The 22,459-nt window shown below is 68.7% G+C and carries 12 protein-coding genes and 1 pseudogene; 6 read left to right on the forward strand and 7 right to left on the reverse strand.

Annotated elements, in window-relative coordinates; translation table 11 throughout:
- Positions 1-11 precede the first annotated feature (11 nt).
- The 3 genes from AC1RAA_RS02140 to AC1RAA_RS02150 form a co-directional block, all read right to left on the reverse strand.
- Positions 12-818: a transglutaminase-like domain-containing protein gene (locus AC1RAA_RS02140; protein ID WP_492726215.1), complete on the reverse strand. Its 807-nt coding sequence runs from the start codon at positions 816-818 to the stop codon at positions 12-14.
- A 69-nt stretch (positions 819-887) separates the two neighbouring features.
- Positions 888-1,331: an SRPBCC family protein gene (locus AC1RAA_RS02145; RefSeq protein ID WP_447743553.1), complete on the reverse strand. Its 444-nt coding sequence runs from the start codon at positions 1,329-1,331 to the stop codon at positions 888-890.
- Between the two features lie 56 nt (positions 1,332-1,387).
- Entirely contained in the window at positions 1,388-2,287 is a 900-nt protein-coding gene (locus AC1RAA_RS02150; RefSeq protein WP_492726217.1) for a LysR family transcriptional regulator, read from the reverse strand.
- 100 nt (positions 2,288-2,387) lie between these two features.
- Here AC1RAA_RS02150 and AC1RAA_RS02155 point away from each other — a divergent pair, with 100 nt between their 5' ends.
- Complete coding sequence (locus AC1RAA_RS02155) at positions 2,388-3,350, forward strand: Bug family tripartite tricarboxylate transporter substrate binding protein (RefSeq protein ID WP_492726219.1); 963 nt, start codon at positions 2,388-2,390, stop codon at positions 3,348-3,350.
- Between the two features lie 4 nt (positions 3,351-3,354).
- On the forward strand, positions 3,355-4,584 hold the full coding sequence (locus AC1RAA_RS02160) for a CaiB/BaiF CoA transferase family protein (protein WP_492726221.1): 1,230 nt from the start codon (positions 3,355-3,357) through the stop codon (positions 4,582-4,584).
- Positions 4,585-4,804: 220 nt separating this feature from the next.
- Here AC1RAA_RS02160 and AC1RAA_RS02165 read toward each other — a convergent pair whose 3' ends face one another.
- The 3 genes from AC1RAA_RS02165 to AC1RAA_RS02175 are packed head-to-tail and all read right to left on the reverse strand — an operon-like array spanning position 4,805 to position 9,213.
- Positions 4,805-7,159, reverse strand: coding sequence for a CHASE2 domain-containing protein (locus tag AC1RAA_RS02165; protein ID WP_492726223.1), 2,355 nt, complete (start codon positions 7,157-7,159; stop codon positions 4,805-4,807).
- A gap of 15 nt (positions 7,160-7,174) precedes the next feature.
- Positions 7,175-8,467, reverse strand: a complete 1,293-nt coding sequence (locus tag AC1RAA_RS02170) for a FecR family protein (RefSeq protein ID WP_492726225.1) — start codon at positions 8,465-8,467, stop codon at positions 7,175-7,177.
- A complete protein-coding gene (locus AC1RAA_RS02175; RefSeq protein WP_062474555.1) occupies positions 8,467-9,213 on the reverse strand; it encodes a response regulator transcription factor in 747 nt (248 codons plus the stop codon). The genes AC1RAA_RS02170 and AC1RAA_RS02175 overlap by 1 nt, the downstream gene beginning before the upstream one ends.
- 313 nt (positions 9,214-9,526) lie before the next feature.
- On the opposite strand from AC1RAA_RS02175, the pseudogene AC1RAA_RS02180 reads away from it, so the two are divergent.
- From AC1RAA_RS02180 to AC1RAA_RS02195, 4 genes and pseudogenes are all read left to right on the forward strand, one after another.
- Positions 9,527-9,649, forward strand: a pseudogene (locus AC1RAA_RS02180) (ESPR domain-containing protein); the annotation flags it as partial.
- 105 nt (positions 9,650-9,754) lie between these two features.
- Positions 9,755-20,296, forward strand: a complete 10,542-nt coding sequence (locus AC1RAA_RS02185; RefSeq protein ID WP_492728310.1) for a hypothetical protein — start codon at positions 9,755-9,757, stop codon at positions 20,294-20,296.
- 26 nt (positions 20,297-20,322) lie between these two features.
- On the forward strand, positions 20,323-21,183 hold the full coding sequence (locus tag AC1RAA_RS02190; RefSeq protein WP_492726227.1) for an OmpA family protein: 861 nt from the start codon (positions 20,323-20,325) through the stop codon (positions 21,181-21,183).
- Positions 21,184-21,185: 2 nt separating this feature from the next.
- On the forward strand, positions 21,186-21,623 hold the full coding sequence (locus tag AC1RAA_RS02195) for a hypothetical protein (RefSeq protein WP_095947536.1): 438 nt from the start codon (positions 21,186-21,188) through the stop codon (positions 21,621-21,623).
- A gap of 39 nt (positions 21,624-21,662) precedes the next feature.
- Here AC1RAA_RS02195 and AC1RAA_RS02200 read toward each other — a convergent pair whose 3' ends face one another.
- The gene (locus AC1RAA_RS02200) at positions 21,663-22,457 is read right to left on the reverse strand and encodes a winged helix-turn-helix domain-containing protein (protein ID WP_235944108.1); all 795 of its coding nucleotides are present in this window, start codon (positions 22,455-22,457) and stop codon (positions 21,663-21,665) included.
- Positions 22,458-22,459 lie beyond the last annotated feature (2 nt).

Here is a 22,459-nt window from a genome sequence, read left to right on the forward strand (position 1 = left end):
GGCGATTCAGTTCACTGCACCTCGTCGCACCACACCCTGAACCCATCCAGCTCGTTGGGCCCGAAGGTGTTGGACAGTGCGACGTCGCTGGCGTCGCGCCCTTGCGCGATCAGCACGCGGCCGATGCGGGGCACGTTGTTGCGCGCGTCGAAGGTGTACCAGCGGTCGCCCAGGAAGGCCTCGAACCAGCCCGCGAAGTCCATCGTGCCGTGCGGCGGCGGGGTGCCGACATCGCCGAGGTAGCCGCTGCAATAGCGGGCCGGAATGTTCAGGCAGCGGCACAGCGTGATGGCCAGGTGCGCATAGTCGCGGCACACGCCTTGCCCTTCCTTGAAGGCTTCGAACGCCGAGCGGGTGCGCCGCGCATGCGGGTAGCCGAACTCGATGTGCTGGTGCACGAAGTCGCACACCGCCTGCACGCGGCCCCAGCCGATCGGGCCGTTGCCGAAGCGCTGCCAGGCGAAGTCGGACAGCAGGTCGGTTTCGCAGTACCGGCTGCCCAGCAGGTAGAGCAGGGTGGACTCGGGCAGGTACTCCACCGGCACCTGCGGCGCCGAGGGCACGACGATGTCGGGTGCGCCGCTGTCGTGGACCACGGTGTCGGTGCTCAGCACGAAGCGGCCCGCGGGGGCGACCAAGCGTGTGCACCAGTTTCCGAACAGGTCACGGTACGCGGTGGTGGGAACGGCCGGTTTCGTGAGCAGATGGTCCGGACGCAGGAGGTCCGAGGCGCGCGAGTAGTGAATGCTGAGGGCCAGGATCATCGGCGTCGGCCGGGGAAACTGGTAGGCGATCTCGAAACCGAGCTGGATGTTCATCGGCCCATGATGCGCCTTCATTTGCGGGCGCGCTGGAATTCGCGGTGCGATGCCAGCGCGCGGCGGCTTTCAGGGGGAGTCGCCGGACCCCGACGTGGCGTGGCGCTGCTCGGCATAGGCCTTCAGCGACCGCATGGTCCGGGGCAGCCCCTGTCGGACCTGCTTGGCGACGCCCGGCCCGAACAGGAAGGCCAGGGCGCCGGTGAACCACACGCGGTGCACCACGTCCGAGCCGCTGTCCGTTGCGGACACCGTGTGCTTGAAGTGCATGCGGAACAGGGGGATGTAGCCCTGCGCGGTGAATGACTGGCCTTCGGAGCGCTCCGTGACCACCATCGGAACGCCCATGCCTTTTTGCGGAACGATCCGGCCCTTGGTGCCCACGGCGAAGGGGCCGTCGAGTCGAGCTTCCTTGGTGTCCGGGTCCCACAGGTGCCATCGGTCGACCTCGCTCCAGATGCGGTCGATGACCCGGGGCGGGACGGCGATGTGGATGCGTTCTTCGATGTGCATGGGAGGAGGGGGTGAAGGGATCGTGGAGCCTAACGCATGCCTTGCGGCTTCAGTCGTCAGCGCTCCTTGCGCAGGATGGCTTCCAGCGCCTCCATGGCTTGCGACGCCGAGGGACTGAGGTAGCCGCCGGCGCGCCGCACGATGCCCACGCGGCGGGTCGATCGCCATCCGCCGACGGGGCTGACCGGCACGAACTGCGCCGCGACCGGCGGCTCTTTCAGCACCGAACGCGGCACGGGCATCAAGGCGCCCAGCGAGCGCACCAGCGCCAGCTCGCGCTGGGACGAACGCGAGGTGCCCACCGGCGCGGGCGGGTCGAGCCGGTGCGCGCGGAAGTTCGCTTCGAACTCGGTGTGCGTCGAGGTGCCGGGCGCCATGACGATCCACCGCGCCTGCGCGAGTTGGTCCCAGCCCACCTCGCGCCGGGTGCGCGCCATCGGATGGCCGATCGGCGCCATGGGCAGCAGAGGGTCGTCCCGCAGGCCTTCCCATGCCAGCACGGCCGCCGGTTTCTTGTGCAGGCCGGTCAGGGCGAACTCCAGCTCGCCCATGGCGACGGCCCGCGTGAGCGAGTCGGAGTTGCCACCCGACAGGTCCACGCGGATCCCGCGCTCGATGAGCGCGGCCACCACCGGCAGCACCCAGCGGTCGGGAATGCCGTCGCCGACACCGCAGCGCAGCACGCCGGCGCGCGCCTGCCGCAGGTCGCGCAGTTCCGCATGCAGGTCGGCGGCATCCAGGTCGATGCGCTGCGCCCGCTTCAGGAAGGCCTGGCCCAGCTCGGTGGGGCGCATGCCCCGGGCCAGCCGTTCGAACAGCTTGACCTTGGTGGCGCGCTCGAGCCGCGTCACGGCCTTGCTCAGGGTGCCCGGTGAAATGCCGAGGCAGGCCGAGGCATGGCTCAGGCCGCCTTCGCGCGCGATCACCACGGCCAGATGGAGGTCGTTCAAGTTCATGGTTTTCCAAAGTGGAAAAGGTCGCCACGGAATGTAGGTTGCTGCGCGCCGGGCGGCAACCTATCGTTCAGCCTGGACACCACCAGGAGACACACCCATCATGCTTCGCAGTTCATTCTTCCTGGGCGCCCTGTGGGCCCTGGGGACTGCTTCGGCCTGCGCACAAGCGGCCTATCCTTCGCGCCCCATCACGCTGGTGGTTCCGTTCGCCGCGGGCAGCGGCACCGACATCGGCGCGCGCGTGCTGGCCAAGGACCTGACGGACATCCTGAAGACGCCCGTCATCGTCGACAACAGGCAAGGCGCCAACGGCGCGCTGGGAACGGCGACCGCAGCGCGCGCGAAGCCCGATGGGTACACATTGCTGATCGGCTCGGCCACGACCAACGCCGTCAATTTCTCGTTCTTCCCGGCCAGGCTCGGCTATGAACCCGGGTCGTTCGAGATGGTGGCGGGCCTGGGCACCAGCCCGATCTCGCTGTACGTCGCGGCCAACGCCAAGTGGCGCAACCTGGCCGACCTGATGACCTACGGCAAGGCCCATCCGAATGCGCTCAGGTGCGGCAGCGGCAACGCCGTGACGCAGGTGGCCTGCGAGATTTTTCGCAAGTCGGCGGGCATCGACGCCGTCACGGTTCCCTACAAGTCGAACCCGCAATCGCTGGCGGACCTGGCCGGCGGGCACATCGACTTCGCGTTCTCCGACGCGTCGGTGGCCAAGGTCTTCATCGACGGGAACAAGCTGAAGCCGCTGGCCGTGGCCGCCGCGCGGCGCTATCTGGCCACGCCGGACGTCGGCACGTTCCGCGAACAAGGCATTGCCGATTTCGAGATCACCGGATGGACCGCCGTGTTCGTGCCCGCGGGCACGCCCGCGCCCATCGTCGAGACGCTGCATGCGGCCATCCGCAAGTCGTCGGCGTCGCCGGAGTCGGTGCAACTGCGCGCCAGCAGCGGAACGCAGCCGCTGGCGTTCAATCCCGAAGAGGGCCGCCGCTTCGCCAGGGAAGAGATCGCCCGCTGGGCGCGCTATGTGAAGAACAGTGGCGTCAAGCCGGAGTGACGTGATGACATCGACCCCCACACCCCTGGCCGGCTTGCGCGTCATCGACTGGACCCACGTGCTGGCCGGCCCCTTCGCCGGCTACCAGCTCGGCCTGCTCGGCGCCGAGGTGATCCGCATTGAGCGCGCCGACGGCGACGACATGATTCGCGCCAAGGGCCTCGATGCCGAACTGACCGCGCTCGGACTGGGCGAGACCTTCGTGACGCAGGGCGCGGGCAAGCGCTCGCTGGCCATCGATGCGCGCGACCCGCGGGCCAAACAGGCGCTGGCCGAACTGATCGGCAGCGCGGATGTGCTGCTGGAGAACTTCCGGCCCGGCAAGCTGGCGGCGCTCGGCTTCGATCCGCAGCAACTGATCGCGCGCCATCCGCAGCTGGTCGTCTGCTCGATCACCGGCTTCGGCCCTGCATCGGACCGGCGCGCCTACGACCACGTGATCCAGGCCGCGAGCGGCCTGATGGCGGCCAACGCCGACCGCGACGGCAAGCCGCAGCGCGTGGGTTTCCCGCTCGTCGACTACGCCGTGGGCCAGCAGGCGGCGCTGGCGGTGATGAGCGCGCTCTACCGGCGCGACCGGCCGAGCGGCGAGGCGCGCACGCGCGGTGAATGGCTCCAGGTGTCGATGATGGGCGCGGCGCTCACGCTGATGGCGCCCACCTACGCCGGGCCGCTGGTCAGCGGCATGGAGATGCCGCGCAGCGCATCGACCGCGTTTTCCGGCAGCCCCCTGTCGGGCACTTTCGAGGTGGCCGACGGCCAGCTGGCCATCGTCTGCAATGCGGCCGACCAGGCAAGGGGGTTGCTGAACGCGCTGCGCGAAACCGGCACGGACGCCTCGCTGCTCTCGTCGCTGCACGAAGCCGCCGAGCTGCGCGACGTGCCGCGCGCGCAGGCGCTGCTGGGCCAGGCGCTGGGTGGACGGAGCACGGCCGAATGGGATGCGCTGCTGACCCGCCACGGCGTGCCCGCCACGCCGGTGGTGCGCCCCGCACAGGCGGCGGCACAAATGGCGCGCGACTGGCCGTACGTGGAGCTGCCCTTGCCGAACGGCGCGCGGCGGGTGCTGGTGCCAGGCATCGGCTTCACGTCCAGCGAGCCGCTGACGCCTTCGCTGCGCGCGCCCGTGCGTCGTGGCGCGGACACACGCCGCCTCCTGGCCGAAGCCGGGCTGGAGGCGCCGACCATCGCGGCCATGCTCGCCGACGGCGCGGCGAGCGAGCCTGCGGACTGAGCGCCGCGGTGGTCCCGCCGGGGCTGCGGCGCGTCCCGATTCAGCGCGGAAAGTGTGGCAAAAACGCCGAGAAAAATATTTCTCCAGGTTTTTCAGCGTCGCTGCCTGTTTCGCAGGCACCGTGTTGCAGGCCCCGCCAGGCAAGGGTTTCGCGCGCTGCGCACACGGTTTTCCACAACATTGTCCCCATCGGGATTGGAAAACCCGTCACTTCGATGTGCTAGGGGCGCGAACCGGGCAGGGGCAGCCGCAGCCAGACGGTCGTGCCGGCACCGGGGGTGCTGTCCGCGCCCAGGGTGCCGTTGTGTTTCTGGACCACCGCGCGCACGACGGAAAAGCCCAGGCCCATGCGCCGCGTGCCCGTGCCCTTGGTCTCGCCGGGGGCGGCTTCCGGCGCGGTGGGCGCGCGCCGTCCGCGCGGTGCGTGGAGCAGGGCGTCGAGCTGTCCGGGCGTCATGCCCGAGCCCTGGTCGCTGACGGAAATCCGCACGCTGGCCGCGTCCGCGCCGTCGGCGCCGGGTTCGATGGCCATGCCCAATTCCACGCGGCGGCCGGACGGGCTGTGGCGGATGGCGTTGTTCAGCAGGTTGACGATGGCGCGGGTCAGCAAGGCCCCGTCGGCGCGCAGGATCGTGTCGCCGGCGGCGTCGTCGATGCGGGCTTCGACACGCACGCCATGGGACTGCGCGTAGTGCCACACCTGGTCTCTGGCATCGAGCAGCACGGCGCCGACATGCGTGTCCGCAAAGCGGTAGTCGTCCGATTCTGCGAGCGCGAAATCCATGAAGCCCTCGGCCATCGCGAGGGTGCGCTCGGCTTCGCGGCCGATGGCCGAACGCATGTCGGCATCGGCCGTGGGATGCATCGACAGGATGCTGAGGATCGTGACCTGCGGGCTGCGCAGGTCGTGCGACAGGAACTGGCGCCACTCGTCGCGCTGGCGCTGCGCTTCGCGCTCGGCCGTGAGCTCGGGCAGCATCACGACCCAGCCCCGGTCTTCGGGCGCGTCGCCGCTGAAGGCCGCGGCCTCCAGGCGGAACACGCGCGCGTCGGGGGTCGCGTATTCGCCGTGCAGCCGGTCGGTCCAGTGGGCGGCGTCCGTGCGGGCCGGCGCGCCGCTGGCGGGCGGCACGGCCAGCGGCGCGATCAGCTCGGGCAGGCGCACGCCGCGCAGCGCGGGCGGTGCCATGCCATCGTCCTCGTGCGATGGCATGGCACCGGCGCCCAGCAGCCGGAAGGCCGCGGCGTTGCCCGACCCGATGCGCCCCTCTTCGTCGCAGATCAGCATGGCCACGGGCATCGCCTGCATGGCCTTGTCCATGAGCTGCTGCATGCGCCGCAGGCGTGCAATGGCGCGGTCGAGCGCCTGCTTGGGATGCTCCGCCGGATCGGCGGGCGCCGGCGAGCGGGCCGGCATGACTTCGAAGGTGCCGCCGGGGAGGGCGTCGAGCACCTGCGCGCGCTTGCGCAGATAGACGAACTGCGATTCGAGGCGGCGCCAGCTCCACAGCAGGTAGAGGATGGCCAAGCCGAGCATCGGCGCGACAGGCGGCAGCCAGTGGTGCCACGCCAGCATGGCGACGCTGCTGATCAGCAGGCACGCGCTCGCGAGGCCGGCGGCGATCGGCAGTGCGTGCCGGCCCCGACGGACCAGCAGCCACAGCGCGAGCCACAGCGGCACCACGGTCCAGGCCGCGTGCCACAGCGGCGGCGACACGCTCACGTTGCGCCCGTGCATCAGGTTGTCGATGGCATTGGCATGCACCTCCACGCCGGGCAGCACGCCGCGGATGCCGGCGTTGGGCGTGAGCGTCTGGTCGCCGAGGCCGGGCGCGGTGGCGCCCACGAGCAGCAGCTTGTCGTGCAGCAGCTCGGCGGGCACTTCGCCGCGCAGCACGCTCACGTAGGGCACGGTGCGGTAGCTGCCGCGCGGGCCGGCGAACAGCAGGCGCAGCGGGCTCTGGCGCAGCCAGTCGACCGGCGTCGCTTCGGGGTCGACCACGGCCGGCGGGACGCGATGCGCCATCAGCGCGCCCACGTAGGGCTGCAGCTGGTTCGGATAGCCCTCGAGCAGGTACAGCGTGCGCGCCACGCCGTCGGTGTCGGGCGCGAGGCCGGCATGCCCCACGCCGCGGGCCTGGGCGGCAAAGTCCGGCAGCGGCGGCAGGAAGCCCGGCCATTCGTGGCTCGTGAAGGCCAGGGGGCTCGCATGCAGCAGCGGCAGGTACACGGGCAGCAGGCCCATGGCCTGCGCCAGGTGCGCGTCTTCGCGCGGGTCGGCGCTCGGCTCGGTCAGGAAGAGATCGAGCAGCACCGCGCGCGGCGCCGCCGGCGCGAGCCGCTCGAGCAGGCGCGCGTGGGTCGCGCGGCTCCAGGGCCAGCGCCCGAGTTCGCGCAGGCTGTGCTCGTCGATGGCGATGATCAGGATGTCGGCCGACGCCCGGTGCGAGGCCAGGATCAGCAGGCGGTCGTGGATGTACGCATCCATCTGCAGCAGGCCCGGGCGGTGCGCCAGGCCGAGCATGGCCAGCGGCAGCAGCAGCGCCATCAGCAGGCGTTCGACGACGAGGCGCATGCGCGTGGCCCCGCTTCAGCGCACCGGGATGTCGAAGCTTCCGCCGAAACCGGTGGCTGCGGACGCAGCACCGTCGGGGGTGGCCTGGCGCGCGCGCCAGTGGTAGCGCCCGCCGAGCGCGAAGGGGCCGACCGTCATGCCGGTGGCGTAGACCGCGGGCTCGTTGACCAGCAACACGGCGAAGTCGGGGCTGCGCGAGAGTTCGAAGGTGTAGCGCTGGCCCGCGATGCCCGGCCAGCGGACCTCCACGCGCCCGTCGGGCAGTGCGGTCGACGTGCTCTGGCCGCCCGCGCCGCCTTCGACCGTGGGCAGGTAGACCGTGCCGTCGCCCGGCAGCCCTTCGAGCCGGGCGGCATCGAAGGCCGTGAGGCGCAGCTGGTACAGGCCCGATGGCAGTTCTGCCGGCACCGTGAAGGAAGGTCCCGGGCCGCGTTGTTCGTACACCGGCAGCAGGAAGCGCTCGTCGCGCGCCAATTGCAGGCGGTAGGTTTGCGCGCCCGCAACGGGCGTGAAGCGGAACGTGCGGTCGTTGCGCGCCGTCGTTTCGGGCACCAGCTGGGGCGCCGGCAGCAGGCCCTGCGCTTGCGACGGGCCGCTCTCCAGCAGCACCGCGCCGCGGCCTTCGCGCAGCACGAGCGGCGGTTCGGCCTGCGCGGTGCGCTGCACCACCACTTCGCCCGAAATCACTTCGCCCGTCAGCACGCCGTCTTCGTCGCGCACGCGAAAGTGCGTGCCGCGCACGCCCAGGCCCATCGACCGCGCGCGGATCTCGAACTGCTGGTTCGGCTGCTGCTTGTGCACCTGCGATTCGACGCGGCCTTCGATGAGCCGCAGCCGCACCGTATTGGCATCGATGGCCAGCACCTCCAGCGCGCTGCGCGAGGGCAGCACGACGCGGCTCCCACCGGCCACGCCCAAGGTCACGAAGGCATCGGTGCCAGTGATGAGCGTGTCGCCGGCCTGGATCGGCAGGCCGGGCGTGAGGACCTGTTCAGGCACACCCGCGCGCTTGCGCGAGGCCCGGCCTTCGACCGCAGTGACCACTGCCGAACCCTCGGGCACGAGCCGGCCATCGGCAAAGTACAGCACCGTGCCCGGTTGCAACAGGCGCGGCTCGCCCACCTGGTTGCGTTGCTGCACTTCGGGCCAGCGCAGCGGCGTGTCCAGCTGCTGGCCCGAGATGCCCCACAGGGTTTCGCCGGGCTTCACCACGTGCGGCGACTGCGCACCCGCCGCCGTGGCGACGAGCAGCGCGGCGCAGGCCAGGAGGCGGTGCAGGCGGAACGGGGGGGGGTGCGTCGTCGCCATCAGGAATCCGCCTGCGGTGCGTGTTGCGTGGCCTCGAGCCGGTAGCCGCGGCCGTACACCGTGCGCAGGCTCAGTCCGCTTTCGGCTTCGAGGCCGAGCTTGCTGCGCAGCCGGTAGATGTGGCTGTCCAGCGTGCGCGAAGGCAGTTCTTCGTTGCTGTAGCCGGCGCTTTCGAGCAGATGCGCGCGCGACACCGTGTCGCCCATGTGCTGGAACAGCGTCAGCGCGAGCTTGAATTCGCGGTCGGTGAGGGCATGCCGCTGCGGCGCGGCGTCGTCGCCCGGGGCCGGGTGGATCAGGACGCTTTGCGACACCCGTTCGAACTCCCAGCGGCCGAAGCGCTCGCCGTCGGACGGCGCGAGCGGCACGCGCCGGGCCATCAGGCGCTGCACGCGGGCGCGCAGTTCGAGCGGTCGGAAGGGTTTGACGATGTAGTCGTCGGCGCCGAGGTTCAGCGCCTGCACCACGTCGTGCTCGGAAGCGCGCGAACTCAGCATGAGCACCGGCACCTTGTCGGTCTGCCACTTGCGCAGCCACTGCAGCAATTCGACGCCGGCCAGGCCGGGCACGTTCCAGTCGAGCACCAGCAGATCGAAGCTTTCGCGCCGCAGTGCCTGTTGCAAGGTCGACCCGTTCGAAAACGTGATGCACGTCACATTCGTCTCGCCAATTGTTAACAGCTGCTCGAGTGTCCGCACGAGATGCGAGAGCTGGTTCGGGTCGTCTTCAAGGATGGCGATGCGCATGGACTCCAAGGGTGGCGGCGGCAATTTTGACAGTGAATCCACACCCGAAATCTGACGAATTCCGTAGCGTGAACGTTAGCAACATTGTTGGCGATGGTTATGAAGTAGTAAAGAAATTCACAAATGCAGCCTAAAGCTGGCTGCAAATCTGACCAAACCTCACGCCGGCCCTTCGACCCTCGAAGGCCGTCGACATCATCCGCCCCCTGTAGCGCCACCCGGCGCTCCGATCACTCCACATCTCCGGTCATCTCCGCTCGCCATGTCGCGATCCTGCGGGGTACAGCCGGCTTGCATCCGAGGAACAGGGGAAATGAACAAGTCTTATCGATCCATCTGGAATGAGGCGCTGGGCGCTTGGGTTGCCGCGTCGGAAATTGCTTCGGCCCGAGGCAAGAGCTCCCGCAGCAAGAAGGTGCTTGCTGCTGTCTCGTTGGTCCTGGCCGGCATGTCGGGGGCCGCTCTGGCGGAGTTTTCGCAGGGGCTCGAGGGACAGTTCTGCAGCCGCCCTGTCAGGGGCTCCGGCACATGGACCTGCAATGTGCCCAACGCTACCGGCGGCTTTGCCACGGTGAGCGGTGTTCCCGACCTGGGGCCCAACCCCGATTTCACCGCCCTGACGGCCTGGGTGTCCGCCAACCTGGGTGCGAACGCCATTGCGCTCGGCTCGCAAGGGACGAAGGCCAGCGGCGCCAATGCCATCGCCATCGGTACCGACGCCGTTGCGATGGGCGACGGATCGACCGCGATCGGCTATGGCAGCAGCGCCAAGTATGCGAATGACGTTGCGGTCGGTCGCGCCAATGTGGCGGTCGGGAATTCCATGAATACCGTCAGGCCGGCCGTTGCGATGGGTTTCAACAACAAGGCGCTCCAGACAGATGCCGTGGCGCTCGGCTCGGGGAACAACGCCTGGGGAGAGAGCGGTGTGGCGGTCGGCCACAGCAACGCGGCGGGCAACGCCGGCTCGGCCTTCGGGTATGGGAATGAAGCGACAGGTGACTTGACGCTTGCCATGGGCGTGTTTTCCCGCGCGACGAACCTCTATTCCATGGCGGCCGGGGCGCAAAGCGTTGCGGAAGGCGTCTACGCGACCGCGCTCGGCGGAGCCAACGTGGCTCGCGGCGACAACGCCACCGCAGTAGGTACGGGCAATGCCGCCGACGGCGAGTCAAGCACCGCCGTGGGCAAATGGAACACTGCCAATTCAAGCAGCGTGGACTCCACCGCCATCGGCTCCGGCAACACGCTGGGCTTGTGGAACGGCGGCGGCACGCTGCCCGAAGGCGGTGAGCGCTCCACTGCCGTCGGCTATGGAAACACCGTGAAGGCCAATGAGGCCGTCGCCCTCGGCGCGAACAACACCATCGACCAAGGCGCGGACCGGGCGGCGGTACTGGGGTCGAGCGCAACGGCCAAGGTGGCCGACGGCGTGGCACTGGGCTCGAGCGCGGTGGCCGACACCAAGTCCTTCACCGACGATGCGACCCGCGCGGGTTACGTGCCCGCTGGCGCAACTGCGGCTCAGAAGACGGCCATCAATGCGACCAACAGCACGTTGGCGGCGGTGAGCGTGGGTGACGCAGCCAACGGCAAGTACCGCCAGATCACCGGTGTGGCAGCCGGCACCGAGAACGGCGATGCGGTGAACGTGGCGCAGTTGAAGGCAGCACAGGCAGCCGCGACCACGCATTACTACAGCGTGAACGACAACGGCACGCCGGGCGGCAACTACGACAACAACGGCGCCACCGGCACTAACGCCATGGCTGCGGGCGTGAACGCCGCGGCCAACGGAGCCAACACAGTCGCTGTCGGCGTGGGCGCCCAGGCCAATGGCCTCAACTCGCTCAGCGTGGGACCGAATGCCGGCCGGGGCTCGAGCGGTGCCTTCAACGCCGCGTTCGGGAGTCAGGCGGGAAGGAACGTGACCGGAACTAGCAACGTCGCTCTAGGTGGCAACGCGGGCAACCGCGTCACCGGTGACTTCAATCTCGGCGTGGGAGAAGGCGCGGGTGGGGACGTGCAAGGTGCCTATAACACCGCACAGGGCTACTACGCCGGTGTTGGCGTCGAGGGCCAGATGAACCTCGCTTCCGGCTTGTTTGCGGGCGCGTTTACCAAGGGCGACAGCAATGTGGCGCTGGGCTCCGTGGCGGGCCTCGGTGTCGAAGCCAACGACACGGTGAGCATCGGCAGCGCCGCGGTGGCCGGCGCCGAACGCGGCATCGCCATTGGCAAGGAGGCGCTGGCCGGTGCCCAGGGCAAGTTCGACTCGATCGCTATCGGCACCAGCGCCGTCAGTGGCAACGATGCCATAGCCATTGGCGGCGGAGCGACGGCTTCCAATGACCGGGCGATCGCCATCGGCATGAATGCAGGCCAAGCCGCAGGTGCTGGAGTCAACCAGCTTTTCATCGGCTTGAACGCAGGAGCGAATTCGTCAGGCGATGAGATCGTTGCGATCGGGCAGGGCGCAGCGACAGATGCCGTTGGCTCTCAAAATGTTTCGGTTGGTTCGCAGGCCGGGACGCGGATGAAGGGCAAGGACAACGTCAACGTTGGCATCAATGCAGGGGTTGGATTAACGGGCGACGAGAACGTCAATACAGGCGTCCTCTCGGGTTATGGCGCCACAGGGAGCGGCAATGCCTATGTCGGGTGGGAGGCCGGGCGGTCAGCCAAGGGCGACGACAACGCAGCGGTCGGCCGTCAAGCCGGCTATGGTGTCCGGGGAGACGCCAACGCCGCCAGCGGTTACGGGGCGATGTACGCGGTGCAGGGCAACCAGAATGCCGCTTCGGGTGCGATCGCAGGAGCCTACAGCGTAGGCAACAACAATGTAGCCTCCGGCAGTGCAGCGGGGGTTGCGATTGCTGGCAACAACAATGTGACGATTGGACAGTCGGCGGGGACCGGCTATGTTGTTGACACCACGGCTCGGACGTTCACTGATCGCAATGGCAATGCCGTCACGGCTACGCCGAGCACTCTGGCGCTCAACGATGTCGTGGCCATTGGCAACAGGGCCATCACCGACGCCGATCGCACAATCGCAGTGGGTAAAGGTTCGACGGCCAGTGCTGTGGATGCCATCGCCATTGGCAGTGGCGCTAAGGCTGTCGGTGCTCAGTCGATCAGCATCGGCACCGGCAACGTCGTCAACGGCAACAACAGCGGCGCCATCGGCGACCCGACCGTGATCGACGGCGCCAACAGCTACAGCGTGGGCAACAACAACACGCTGGGCGCTGCGGCGAACAACACCTTCGTGCTGGGCAACAACGTCAATGTCAACGTGGCCAATGCCACGGCACTGGGCGATTCGACCAGCGTGACGGTGGCTGATGGCGTGGCGCTGGGCAGCAAATCGGTGGCGAGCACGGACAAGGGCGTGGCGGGCTTCGACCCGGCCACGGGCCTGGCCTCGACGGACACCTCGGCCACGTGGAAGAGCACGCTGGGTGCGGTGAGCGTGGGCGGCAATGGCCAGACGCGGCAGATCACGAACGTGGCGGCGGGCACGCAAGCCACCGATGCGGTGAACGTCGCGCAGCTGAAAGCGGGACAGACGCACTACTACAGCGTGAACGACAACGGCGTGCAGGGCGGCAATTACGCCAACGACGGCGCCACCGGCATCAACGCACTGGCGGCGGGCGTGGGCGCCCAAGCCAACGGCGAGCGCAGCGTGTCCATCGGCTACCAGGCCGGCGTGGGTGCCAGCGCCGGCCTGGCCGGCCAGAACAACGTGGGCATCGGCACCGAAGCGGGTGGCGGTGTCGTGGGGTCCAGCAACACCGCCGTGGGGTCCGCTGCGGGCAAGGACGTGGCGGGCAGCTCGAACGCGGCGTTCGGCATCGCGGCGGGCCAGGGCGTCCAGGGCGACTACAACCTGGCGATGGGTGTCTACAGCGGCATCGGGACCAAGGGCACCTACAACACCGCGATCGGCGGCAGCGCGGGCCAGGCCGTGAACGGCAACGACAACATCGCCATGGGCGACCTGTCGGGCTCCTCCGTCGTCGGCGATGCAAACATCGGCATCGGTGCCCTGGCCGGCGCTGGAACAACAGGCAGCAGCAACATCGCCATCGGCAGCCTGGCAGGCATCGTCGACACCGCGACGTTTGCCGGCATCACTGCCAACAACACGGTGAGCATCGGCAACAGCGCCGTGGCCAGCAAGGACGACGGCGTTGCCGTCGGTCATGGCGCGCAGGCTGCCGCCGTCAACAGCGTGGCGCTGGGCGCGGATTCGAAGGCGACGCAGGACGCAGCCGCACTGGCGCTCAAGAACGCCTATGTGCCGGCAGGCGCGACGACCGTGGCCGGCACCGCGCCGGTGGGCGAGGTGTCGGTGGGCAGCGCGGGCAAGGAGCGGCGCATCACCAACGTGGCAGCCGGGTCGGACGACACCGACGCAGTGAACGTGAGCCAGCTCAAGGGCGCGCAGACGCACTACTACAGCGTGAACGACAACGGCACGCAGGGCGGCAACTACGACAACAAGGGCGCCACCGGCCTCAATGCGATCGCGGCAGGCGTGGATGCCGTGGCCGCGGGCGTGGGCACCGTGGCGGTCGGCAACTTGGCCGGCTCGGGCAGCACGGCGGCTGGCAACTCGCACAACACCTTCGTCGGGTACGCCGCGGGCCGGCAGGTGGCGGGAGCGGACAACACGGCCGTCGGCAACAGCGCCGGTGTGTCGGTGGCGGGCGGGAACAACACCGCGCTCGGGTTGAGCGCGGGCGCCCGCGTCACCGGTGACTCCAACATCGGCATCGGCGTGAACGGCGGGGCGGTCACGACCGGTTTCTCCAACGTGGGCATCGGAAGTTCCGCGGGGCAGGGCACCAACGGCGCCTTCAACGTGGCGCTGGGCGGTCTTGCCGGCGGCGGGGTCCAGGGCAGCGCCAACGTCGCGATCGGCTTGAACGCGGGCGAGAGCGTCAGCGCCAGCAACACCGTCGCCATCGGCACCCGTGCCAAGGCCACGGGCGAGAGCGGCGTCAGCATCGGCACCGATGCCAGCGCCACCTACGCGAACGCGGTGGCACTGGGTGCCAACAGCACCACGGCCTCGGACCTGGCGACGTTGAACGCGAACGCGGCCTACGTGCCGCCGGGCGCAACGTCGGTCGCCGGAGCGGTGCCGGTGGGCGAAGTGTCAGTAGGCGGCGTGGGTGCCGAGCGGCGCATCACCAACGTGGCGGCCGGCGCGGTCGATACGGATGCGGTGAACGTGAGCCAGCTCAAGGCCGTCGATGCGACCGCCAACGCGGGATGGAATGTGGCTGCCAACGGTGAAGCCACGGGCGGCAATGTCGCACCGGGCGCCAAGGTCGACTTCAGCAACTCGGACAGCAACATCGCGATCACGCGCACCGGCACGGATCTCGACTTCAAGCTCGCTGACGATGTGAAGGTCAACAACAGCGTGACGGTGGGCCAGAGCGTGCTCAACACCACGGGCCTGACGGTGAACGATGGAACGACGACCACGGCCGTTGCGGCCGGTGGCGTGACCAGCGGGACGGTCAAGCTGAGTGGGGTGACGAACGACATTCAGGGGCTGAGCAACAAGACGCTGACCGATCCGAGCTTTGCGACGGTGGGCCGTGCGGCCACTGAAGAGCAGCTCAAGATCGTCAATGACACGGCCAGTGCAGGTTGGAACGTGGCGGCCAACGGCGAGGCCACGGGTGGCAATGTGGCGCCTGGCGGCAAGGTGGACTTCAGTAACTCCGACAGCAACGTCACGATCACCCGCAGCGGTACGAATCTTGACTTCAAGCTCGCTGACGACGTGAAGGTCAACAACAGCGTGACAGTGGGCCAGAGCGTTCTCAACACCACGGGTCTGACGGTCAACAACGGCACGACCACCACCGCGGTCGCGGCAGGCGGCGTGACCAGCGGGACGGTCAACCTGAGTGGCGTGACCAACGACATCCAGGGTTTGAGCAACAAGACGCTGACTGATCCAAGCTTTGCGACGGTGGGCCGTGGGGCTACGGAAGAGCAGCTCAAGATCGTCAACGACACGGCCAGCGCAGGCTGGAACGTGGCAGCGAACGGTGAGGCCACGGGTGGCAATGTGGCGCCTGGCGGCAAGGTGGACTTCAGTAACTCCGATAGCAACGTCACGATCACCCGCAGCGGTACGAACCTCGACTTCAAGCTGGCGGATGACGTGAAGGTCAACAACAGCGTGACCGTGGGCCAGAGCGTGCTGAACACCACCGGTCTGACGGTCAACAACGGAACGACCACCACCGCGGTCGCGGCAGGCGGCGTGACCAGTGGCTCGGTCAACCTGAGCGGCGTGACGAACGACATTCAGGGTCTGAGCAACAAGACGCTGACCGACCCGAGCTTTGCGACCGTGGGCCGTGGGGCCACGGAAGAACAGCTCAAGATCGTCAATGACACGGCCAGCGCAGGCTGGAACGTGGCGGCGAACGGCGAAGCCACGGGAGGCAACGTCGCACCGGGCGGCAAGGTCGACTTCAGCAATTCGGACAGCAACGTCACGATCACGCGAAGCGGTACGAACCTCGACTTCAAACTGGCCGACGACGTCAAGGTCAACAACAGCGTCACGGTGGGCCAGAGCGTGCTCAACACCACGGGCCTGACGGTGAACGACGGCGCGGGCAACGTCACGACGACGTCGGCGACGGGCACCACAGTGACCAACGGCACGACCACCACGACGATGGCTGCCGGCGGTGTGACCAGCGGGACGGTCAGCCTGAGTGGCGTGACGAACGACATCCAGGGCTTGAGCAACAAGACGTTGACCGACCCGAGCTTTGCGACGGTGGGCCGTGCGGCCACTGAAGAGCAGCTCAAGATCGTCAACGACACGGCCAGCGCAGGTTGGAACGTGGCGGCCAACGGCGAGGCCACGGGTGGCAATGTGACGCCTGGCGGCAAGGTCGACTTCAGCAACTCCGACAGCAACATCGCGATCACGCGCACCGGCACGAATCTCGACTTCAAGTTGGCGGACGATGTGAAGGTCAACAACAGCGTGACCGTGGGCCAGAGCGTGCTCAACACCACGGGCCTGACGGTGAACAACGGCACCACGACCACCGCAGTGGCCGCAGGCGGCGTGACCAGCGGCAGCGTGAACCTCAGCGGTGTCACCAACGACATTCAGGGTCTCAGCAACACGACGTTGACCGACCCGAGCTTTGCAACCGTGGGGCGTGCGGCCACTGAAGAGCAACTGAAGAAGGTCAACGACACCGCCGGCGCAGGCTGGAATGTCGCAGCCAACGGCGAAGCCACGGGCGGCAACGTTGCACCGGGCGCCAAGGTCGACTTCAGCAATTCAGACAGCAACATCGCCATCACGCGAAGCGGTACGAACCTGGACTTCAAGCTGGCCGATGACGTCAAGGTCAACAACAGCGTGACCGTAGGCCAAAGCGTGCTCAACACCACGGGCCTGACGGTCAACAACGGCACCACGACCACTGCGGTGGCCGCAGGCGGCGTGACCAGCGGCAGCGTGAGCCTCAGCGGTGTCACCAACGACATCAAGGGTCTCAGCAACACGACGCTGACCGATCCGAGCTTCGCGACGGCGGGACGTGCAGCGACCGAAGAGCAACTGAAGAAGGTCAACGACACCGCCAGCGCAGGCTGGAATGTCGCGGCCAACGGCGAAGCCACGGGCGGCAATGTCGCTCCTGGCGGCAAGGTCGACTTCAGCAACTCCGACAGCAACGTCACGATCACGCGCAGCGGCACGAACCTCGACTTCAAGCTCGCTGACGACGTGAAGGTCAACAACAGCGTGACGGTGGGGCAGAGCGTGCTCAACACCACGGGTCTGACGGTGAACGATGGCACGACCACCACGGCTGTTGCAGCCGGCGGCGTCACCAGCGGCACCGTCAAGCTCAGCGGCGTCAACAATGACATCCAAGGCCTGAGCAACAAGACACTGACCGACCCGAGCTTCGCGACCGTGGGCCGCGGGGCCACGGAAGAACAGCTCAAGATCGTCAACGACACGGCCAGCGCGGGTTGGAATGTCGCAGCCAACGGCGAAGCCACGGGCGGCAACGTCGCACCGGGTGGCAAGGTCGATTTCAGCAACTCGGACAGCAACATCGCCATCACGCGCACCGGCACGAACCTCGACTTCAAGCTGGCCAACGACGTGAAAGTCAACAACAGCGTGACCGTGGGCCAGAGCGTGCTCAACACCACGGGCCTGACCGTGAACGACGGCACGACCACCACGGCCGTCGCGGCGGGTGGCGTCACCAGCGGCACCGTCAAGCTCAGCGGCGTCAGCAATGACATCCAGGGCCTGAGCAACAAGACGCTGACCGACCCGAGCTTCGCGACTGTGGGCCGTGCTGCGACGGAAGAGCAACTGAAGCAGGTCAATGACACCGCCAGCGCAGGCTGGAACGTGGCGGCCAACGGCGAAGCCACCGGCGGCAACGTCGCGCCGGGCGGCAAGGTCGACTTCAGCAACTCGGACAGCAACATCGCGATCACGCGCACGGGCACGAACCTGGACTTCAAGCTCGCCGACGACGTGAAGGTCAACAACAGCGTGACGGTGGGCCAGAGCGTGCTGAACACCACGGGCCTGACGGTGAACAACGGCACCACGACCACCGCGGTGGCCGCAGGCGGCGTGACCAGCGGCACCGTCAAGCTCAGCGGTGTCAGCAACGACATCCAGGGCCTGAGCAACAAGACGCTGACCGACCCGAGCTTCGCGACCGTGGGCCGCGCGGCCACCGAAGAGCAGCTCAAGCTGGTCGACGCCACGGCCAGCAAGGGCTGGAACCTGAGCGCGAACGGCGAGGCGACGCCGCAGAACATCGCGCCCGGCGGCACGGCCAACTTCGCCAACGGCGACAACATGGTCGTCACGCGCAACGGCAACACGCTGACCGTGGCCACGGCCAAGGACGTGAAGTTCGACAGCGTGACCACCGGCGACACGGTGATGAACAACGCCGGCGTGACCGTCGGCCCGAACGTCACCCTCGGCGCCACCGGCCTGACCATCGTCGGCGGTCCGAGCGTGACCACGGCGGGCGTCGACGCGGGTGGCAAGGTGATCACGAATGTCGCGCCTGGCGTGGCCAACACCGACGCGGTGAACGTCAGCCAGCTCAAGGACACGGTCGCCGAGAGCAAGACCAAGTACTACAGCGTGAACTCGACCGGCGGCGGCAACGAGAACAACGACGGTGCCACGGGCGCCGACGCTATCGCCGCAGGCAAGGACGCGCAGGCAACGGCCGTCAATGCTGTGGCGATGGGCACGGCGGCGCAGGCCGCGGGCATCGGCGCCACGTCGATCGGCAATGCCGCCTGGGCGATGGGCGACCGCAGCACGGCGGTCGGCTACTTCTCGACTGCCGACGGCATCGACAGCGCGGCCTTTGGCGCCTGGGCGCGGGCTGCGGGCAACGGCAGCGTGGCCGCGGGCGCGGCCTCGAACGCCTCGGGCGTGGCAAGCGTCGCGATGGGCGCGGCGAGCGCCGCGGTCGGCGATGTGAGCGTGGCAGTGGGTGCAGGCAGCACGGCCACCGCGACGGGTGGTGCGGCATTGGGCGCAGGCTCGGTGGCAGACCGCGCGGCGGGCGTGAAGGGCTATGTGCCGCCAGAGGCGACCGCGGCACAAGCGGATGCCATCGCGGCCACCACCAGCACGACGGGTGCGGTGGGCGTGGGCGACGCGGCCAACGGCGTGTTCCGCCAGATCACCGGCGTGGCCGCCGGCTCCGCACCGAGCGACGCCGTGAACGTGGCGCAGCTGCAGGCGGTGGCCAGCCAGGCCGCGGCGGCGGGCAGCAAGTGGATCACCGGTTCGCCGACGACCTACGTGGCGCCCACGTCCACGGGGACCGACAGCACGGCGGTGGGTTCGGGCGCGGCCGTCAAGGCCGACCAGGGCGTGGCCATCGGCACGGGCGCCGTGGTCACCACGAAGAACAGTGTCGCGCTGGGCAACGACTCGACCACGGCCGAGGCCAAGCCCACCAAGGAGGTCACGCTCCAGGGCACGACCTACCAGTTCGCCGGCGCCAAGCCGGTGGGCGTGGTGAGCGTCGGCTCGAAGGACGCGGAGCGCCAGATCACCAACGTCGCGGCCGGCGAGATCAGCGCCACCAGCACCGACGCGGTGAACGGCAGCCAGCTGTACGCGACGAACCAGGCGATCAACAACATGACCACCGGTGGCGGCGGCATCAAGTACTTCCACGCCAACTCGAAGGCGGCCGACTCGAACGCCGCCGGCGCCGAGAGTGTGGCCATCGGGCCGAACGCGGTCGCGCTGGGCAACAACGCCATCGCCACCGGCAACAACGCGCAGGCCAAGGCGGCCGGCAGCATCGCGCTGGGTGCCAACAGCACGGCCAGCTCGGCCAACAGCGTGGCGCTGGGCGATGGCGCGGTGGCCAATCGCGCGGGCATGAACGGGCAGCGCGAGATGTTCTCGAACACGGTGGTGCAGTCGGCGCAAGGCGCGGTGTCGGTCGGTGCGGCCGGCAACGAACGCCAGATCACCAACGTGGCCGGCGGCACGCAGGCCACCGACGCGGTGAACGTGCGCCAGCTGCAGGCCGTGCAGCAAAGCGCGGTGCGCTACGACACGAACGTGGACGGAAGCGTCAACTACAACAGCGTGACCATGGGCAACGGGGCCTCCACCGGCCCGGTCACGGTGCAGAACGTGGCGCCGGGCGTGGCGCCCACCGACGCGGTCAACGTGCAGCAGCTGAACCAGGCCGGCGCCGCCGGCATGGCCTACACCGACGCGCGCACCAACGCGCTGGGCAACGAGCTGCGCAACACCGCCAAGAACGCCTATGCCGGCGTGGCCGCCGCCATGGCCGTGCAGATGCCGGGCACCTCGGTGCCGGGCAAGACGGTGATGCGCGTGGGCTACGGCACGTTCAAGGGTGAGAGCGCGGTGGGCATCAGCTTCCGCCGCACGGCCGAGAACAACGGCTGGAGCGTGACCGGCGGCGTGGGCATGAGCCGCGCCGGGGCCGCGGCCACGGTCGGCGCCGAGTGGGTCTTCAATTGAAGCGGGAGAGAAAAAGAATGAAGCAGATGAATCGAACCCTGTCCGCCGTCGCCCTGGCGGCGGTGCTTGCGGCCCTTCAAGGCTGCGCCTCGCCCGGCGCCGCCATCGACAAGGACGCGCAGGCGCGCGCCGCGGCCGAGAAGCCGGCGCCGCCCAAGCCCGAGGAGTTTCCCGACCTGGGCAGCGCCAAGTGGAAGCAGGGCGCCTTCCCCAGCGTCGACAAGTTCCAGCGCGTGCGTCCCGGCATGGGCAAGGACCAGCTGCGCGAGCTGCTGGGCTGGCCGCACTTCAGCGAAGGGCTGTGGGGCGTGCGCGAGTGGAACTACATCTTCCACTTCTATACGGGCAAGGGCAGCGACTACACCACCTGCCAGTACATGGTGCGCTTCAACGGCAACGAGCTGATGACCGGCGGCTGGTGGAAGAACCCCGACTGCGCCTTGCTCGCGCAACCGCCGCTGGCCACGCCGATCCCGGCCAGCACCAAGCTGGCACCGCCGCAGAAGGTCACGCTCAATGCAGACGGCCTGTTCCGCTTCGACGGCGCCTCGCTCACCGACCTGCAGCCCGCAGGGCGCACGCGGCTGGAGCACCTGGCCGTCGAGCTGCGCAACAACTTCCGCTCGCTGCACTACATCGTGGTGACCGGGCACACCGACCGGCTGGGCGGCGACGCCTACAACGAGGCGCTGTCGCTGGAGCGCGCCAACACCGTGCGCGACCTGCTGGTGCAGCAGGGGCTGGACCGCAAGCTGATCCGCACCGCGGGCATGGGCAAGCGTCAGCCGGTGGTGTCCGACTGCGAAGGCAGCCGCAGCACGCCGGCGCTGCTGCAGTGCCTGCAGCCCAACCGGCGCGTCGAGCTCGACATCGCAGGGGAGCAGTGACGATGAACGCGCCTGCTCCCTCGGGGTACCGGATCGCGCTGGTCGATTCCGACGCCTTGCAGCGCGCCTGCACCGGCAACTCGCTGACGGCGCTGGGGGCCGACTTCATCCCGTTCGTGCGCATCGCCGACCTGATCCAGGTGCTGGAGGTGGGCCAGCGCTTCGACGGGGTGATCGTGGGGCTGCACGCCGACGCGCAGAAGACGGTGGCGCGCGTGCCCGCGATGCACCAGGCGGCCGACTGGATGCTGCCGCTGCTGTACCTCACGCACCGCTCGGAGCTGGAGAGCGTGGAGTCGGTGCCGGTCGCGGTGCGCGCGCAGCGTTCTTTCGAGCTGCTGCTGACGCCCGTGTCGAACGAAGACCTGGGCGCCTGGCTGGCGTCGCTGGACGGCCGGCTGAAGCCGGCGCGTCTGATTCGCGTGGGGGCGGACGCCTGACGCGCGCCCGGGGCCCGGCCCGATGCAGGGCCGGGCCTGTCAGCAATTCACGGCAAGGGCGGCATGGCGTGGCCGGCCTCTTCGTGTGAACTCCCTCTCCTTGACGGGTTCGCGCCCAGGCAACACCGACACCAGCCGGTAGCCCTGCTTGTAGACCGCGCGCAGCTCGTAGCCGTTCGCGGCGCACAGGTCCAGGCGCTTGCGGATGTTGGCCGCGCACACGTCCAGCACGCGCGTGCCTTCGTAGGGCGTGGTCTTGTCCCAGATCGACTGCCACAGCCACTCGCGCGTGATCACCTGCCCGGCGTTGCGGAACAGCGTGACGGCAAAGGCGTACTGGCGCGGCTGCAGGCGGATGCGCCGCTCGTGCAGCAGCACCGTGTGGGCCATGTCGAGAAAACGGTAGGGGCCCCAGCTCGCCGCGCCGAGGCTGGCGGTCTGCGCGGCCTGCCGGGCGCGCAGCAGCAGGGTGCGCATGCGCCAGGCCAGTTCGTTGATGGCGTCGTCGATGCCGGCGCCGTGCAGCTCGATGAAGTCGTCCCAGCCCGGCGCGTCGCGCCAGGGCATGAGCTGCTCCCAGCGCCTGTCGCGCACGATGAGCAGCGTCGGGATGTTCAGCGCCCGGCAGGCGGCGAAGAGGCTGCGCGAAGCCAGCTCGTTCTCGACCACCAGGAGCAGCAGGTCGATCGGCTGGCCGCTGTCCAGCAACGCAAAGAAGTCGCCCGCACTCGAGAACCGCAGGGTGTCGTAGCCCAGGCGGGGCAGGCTGTGCAGCAGCTGGGGTCCGGTGGTGCCTTGCGGGTCGAGCAGGGCCACGCGCGTGGTCACCGGCATGG

Source organism: Variovorax sp. GW823-FHT04F07, assembly GCF_058795995.1.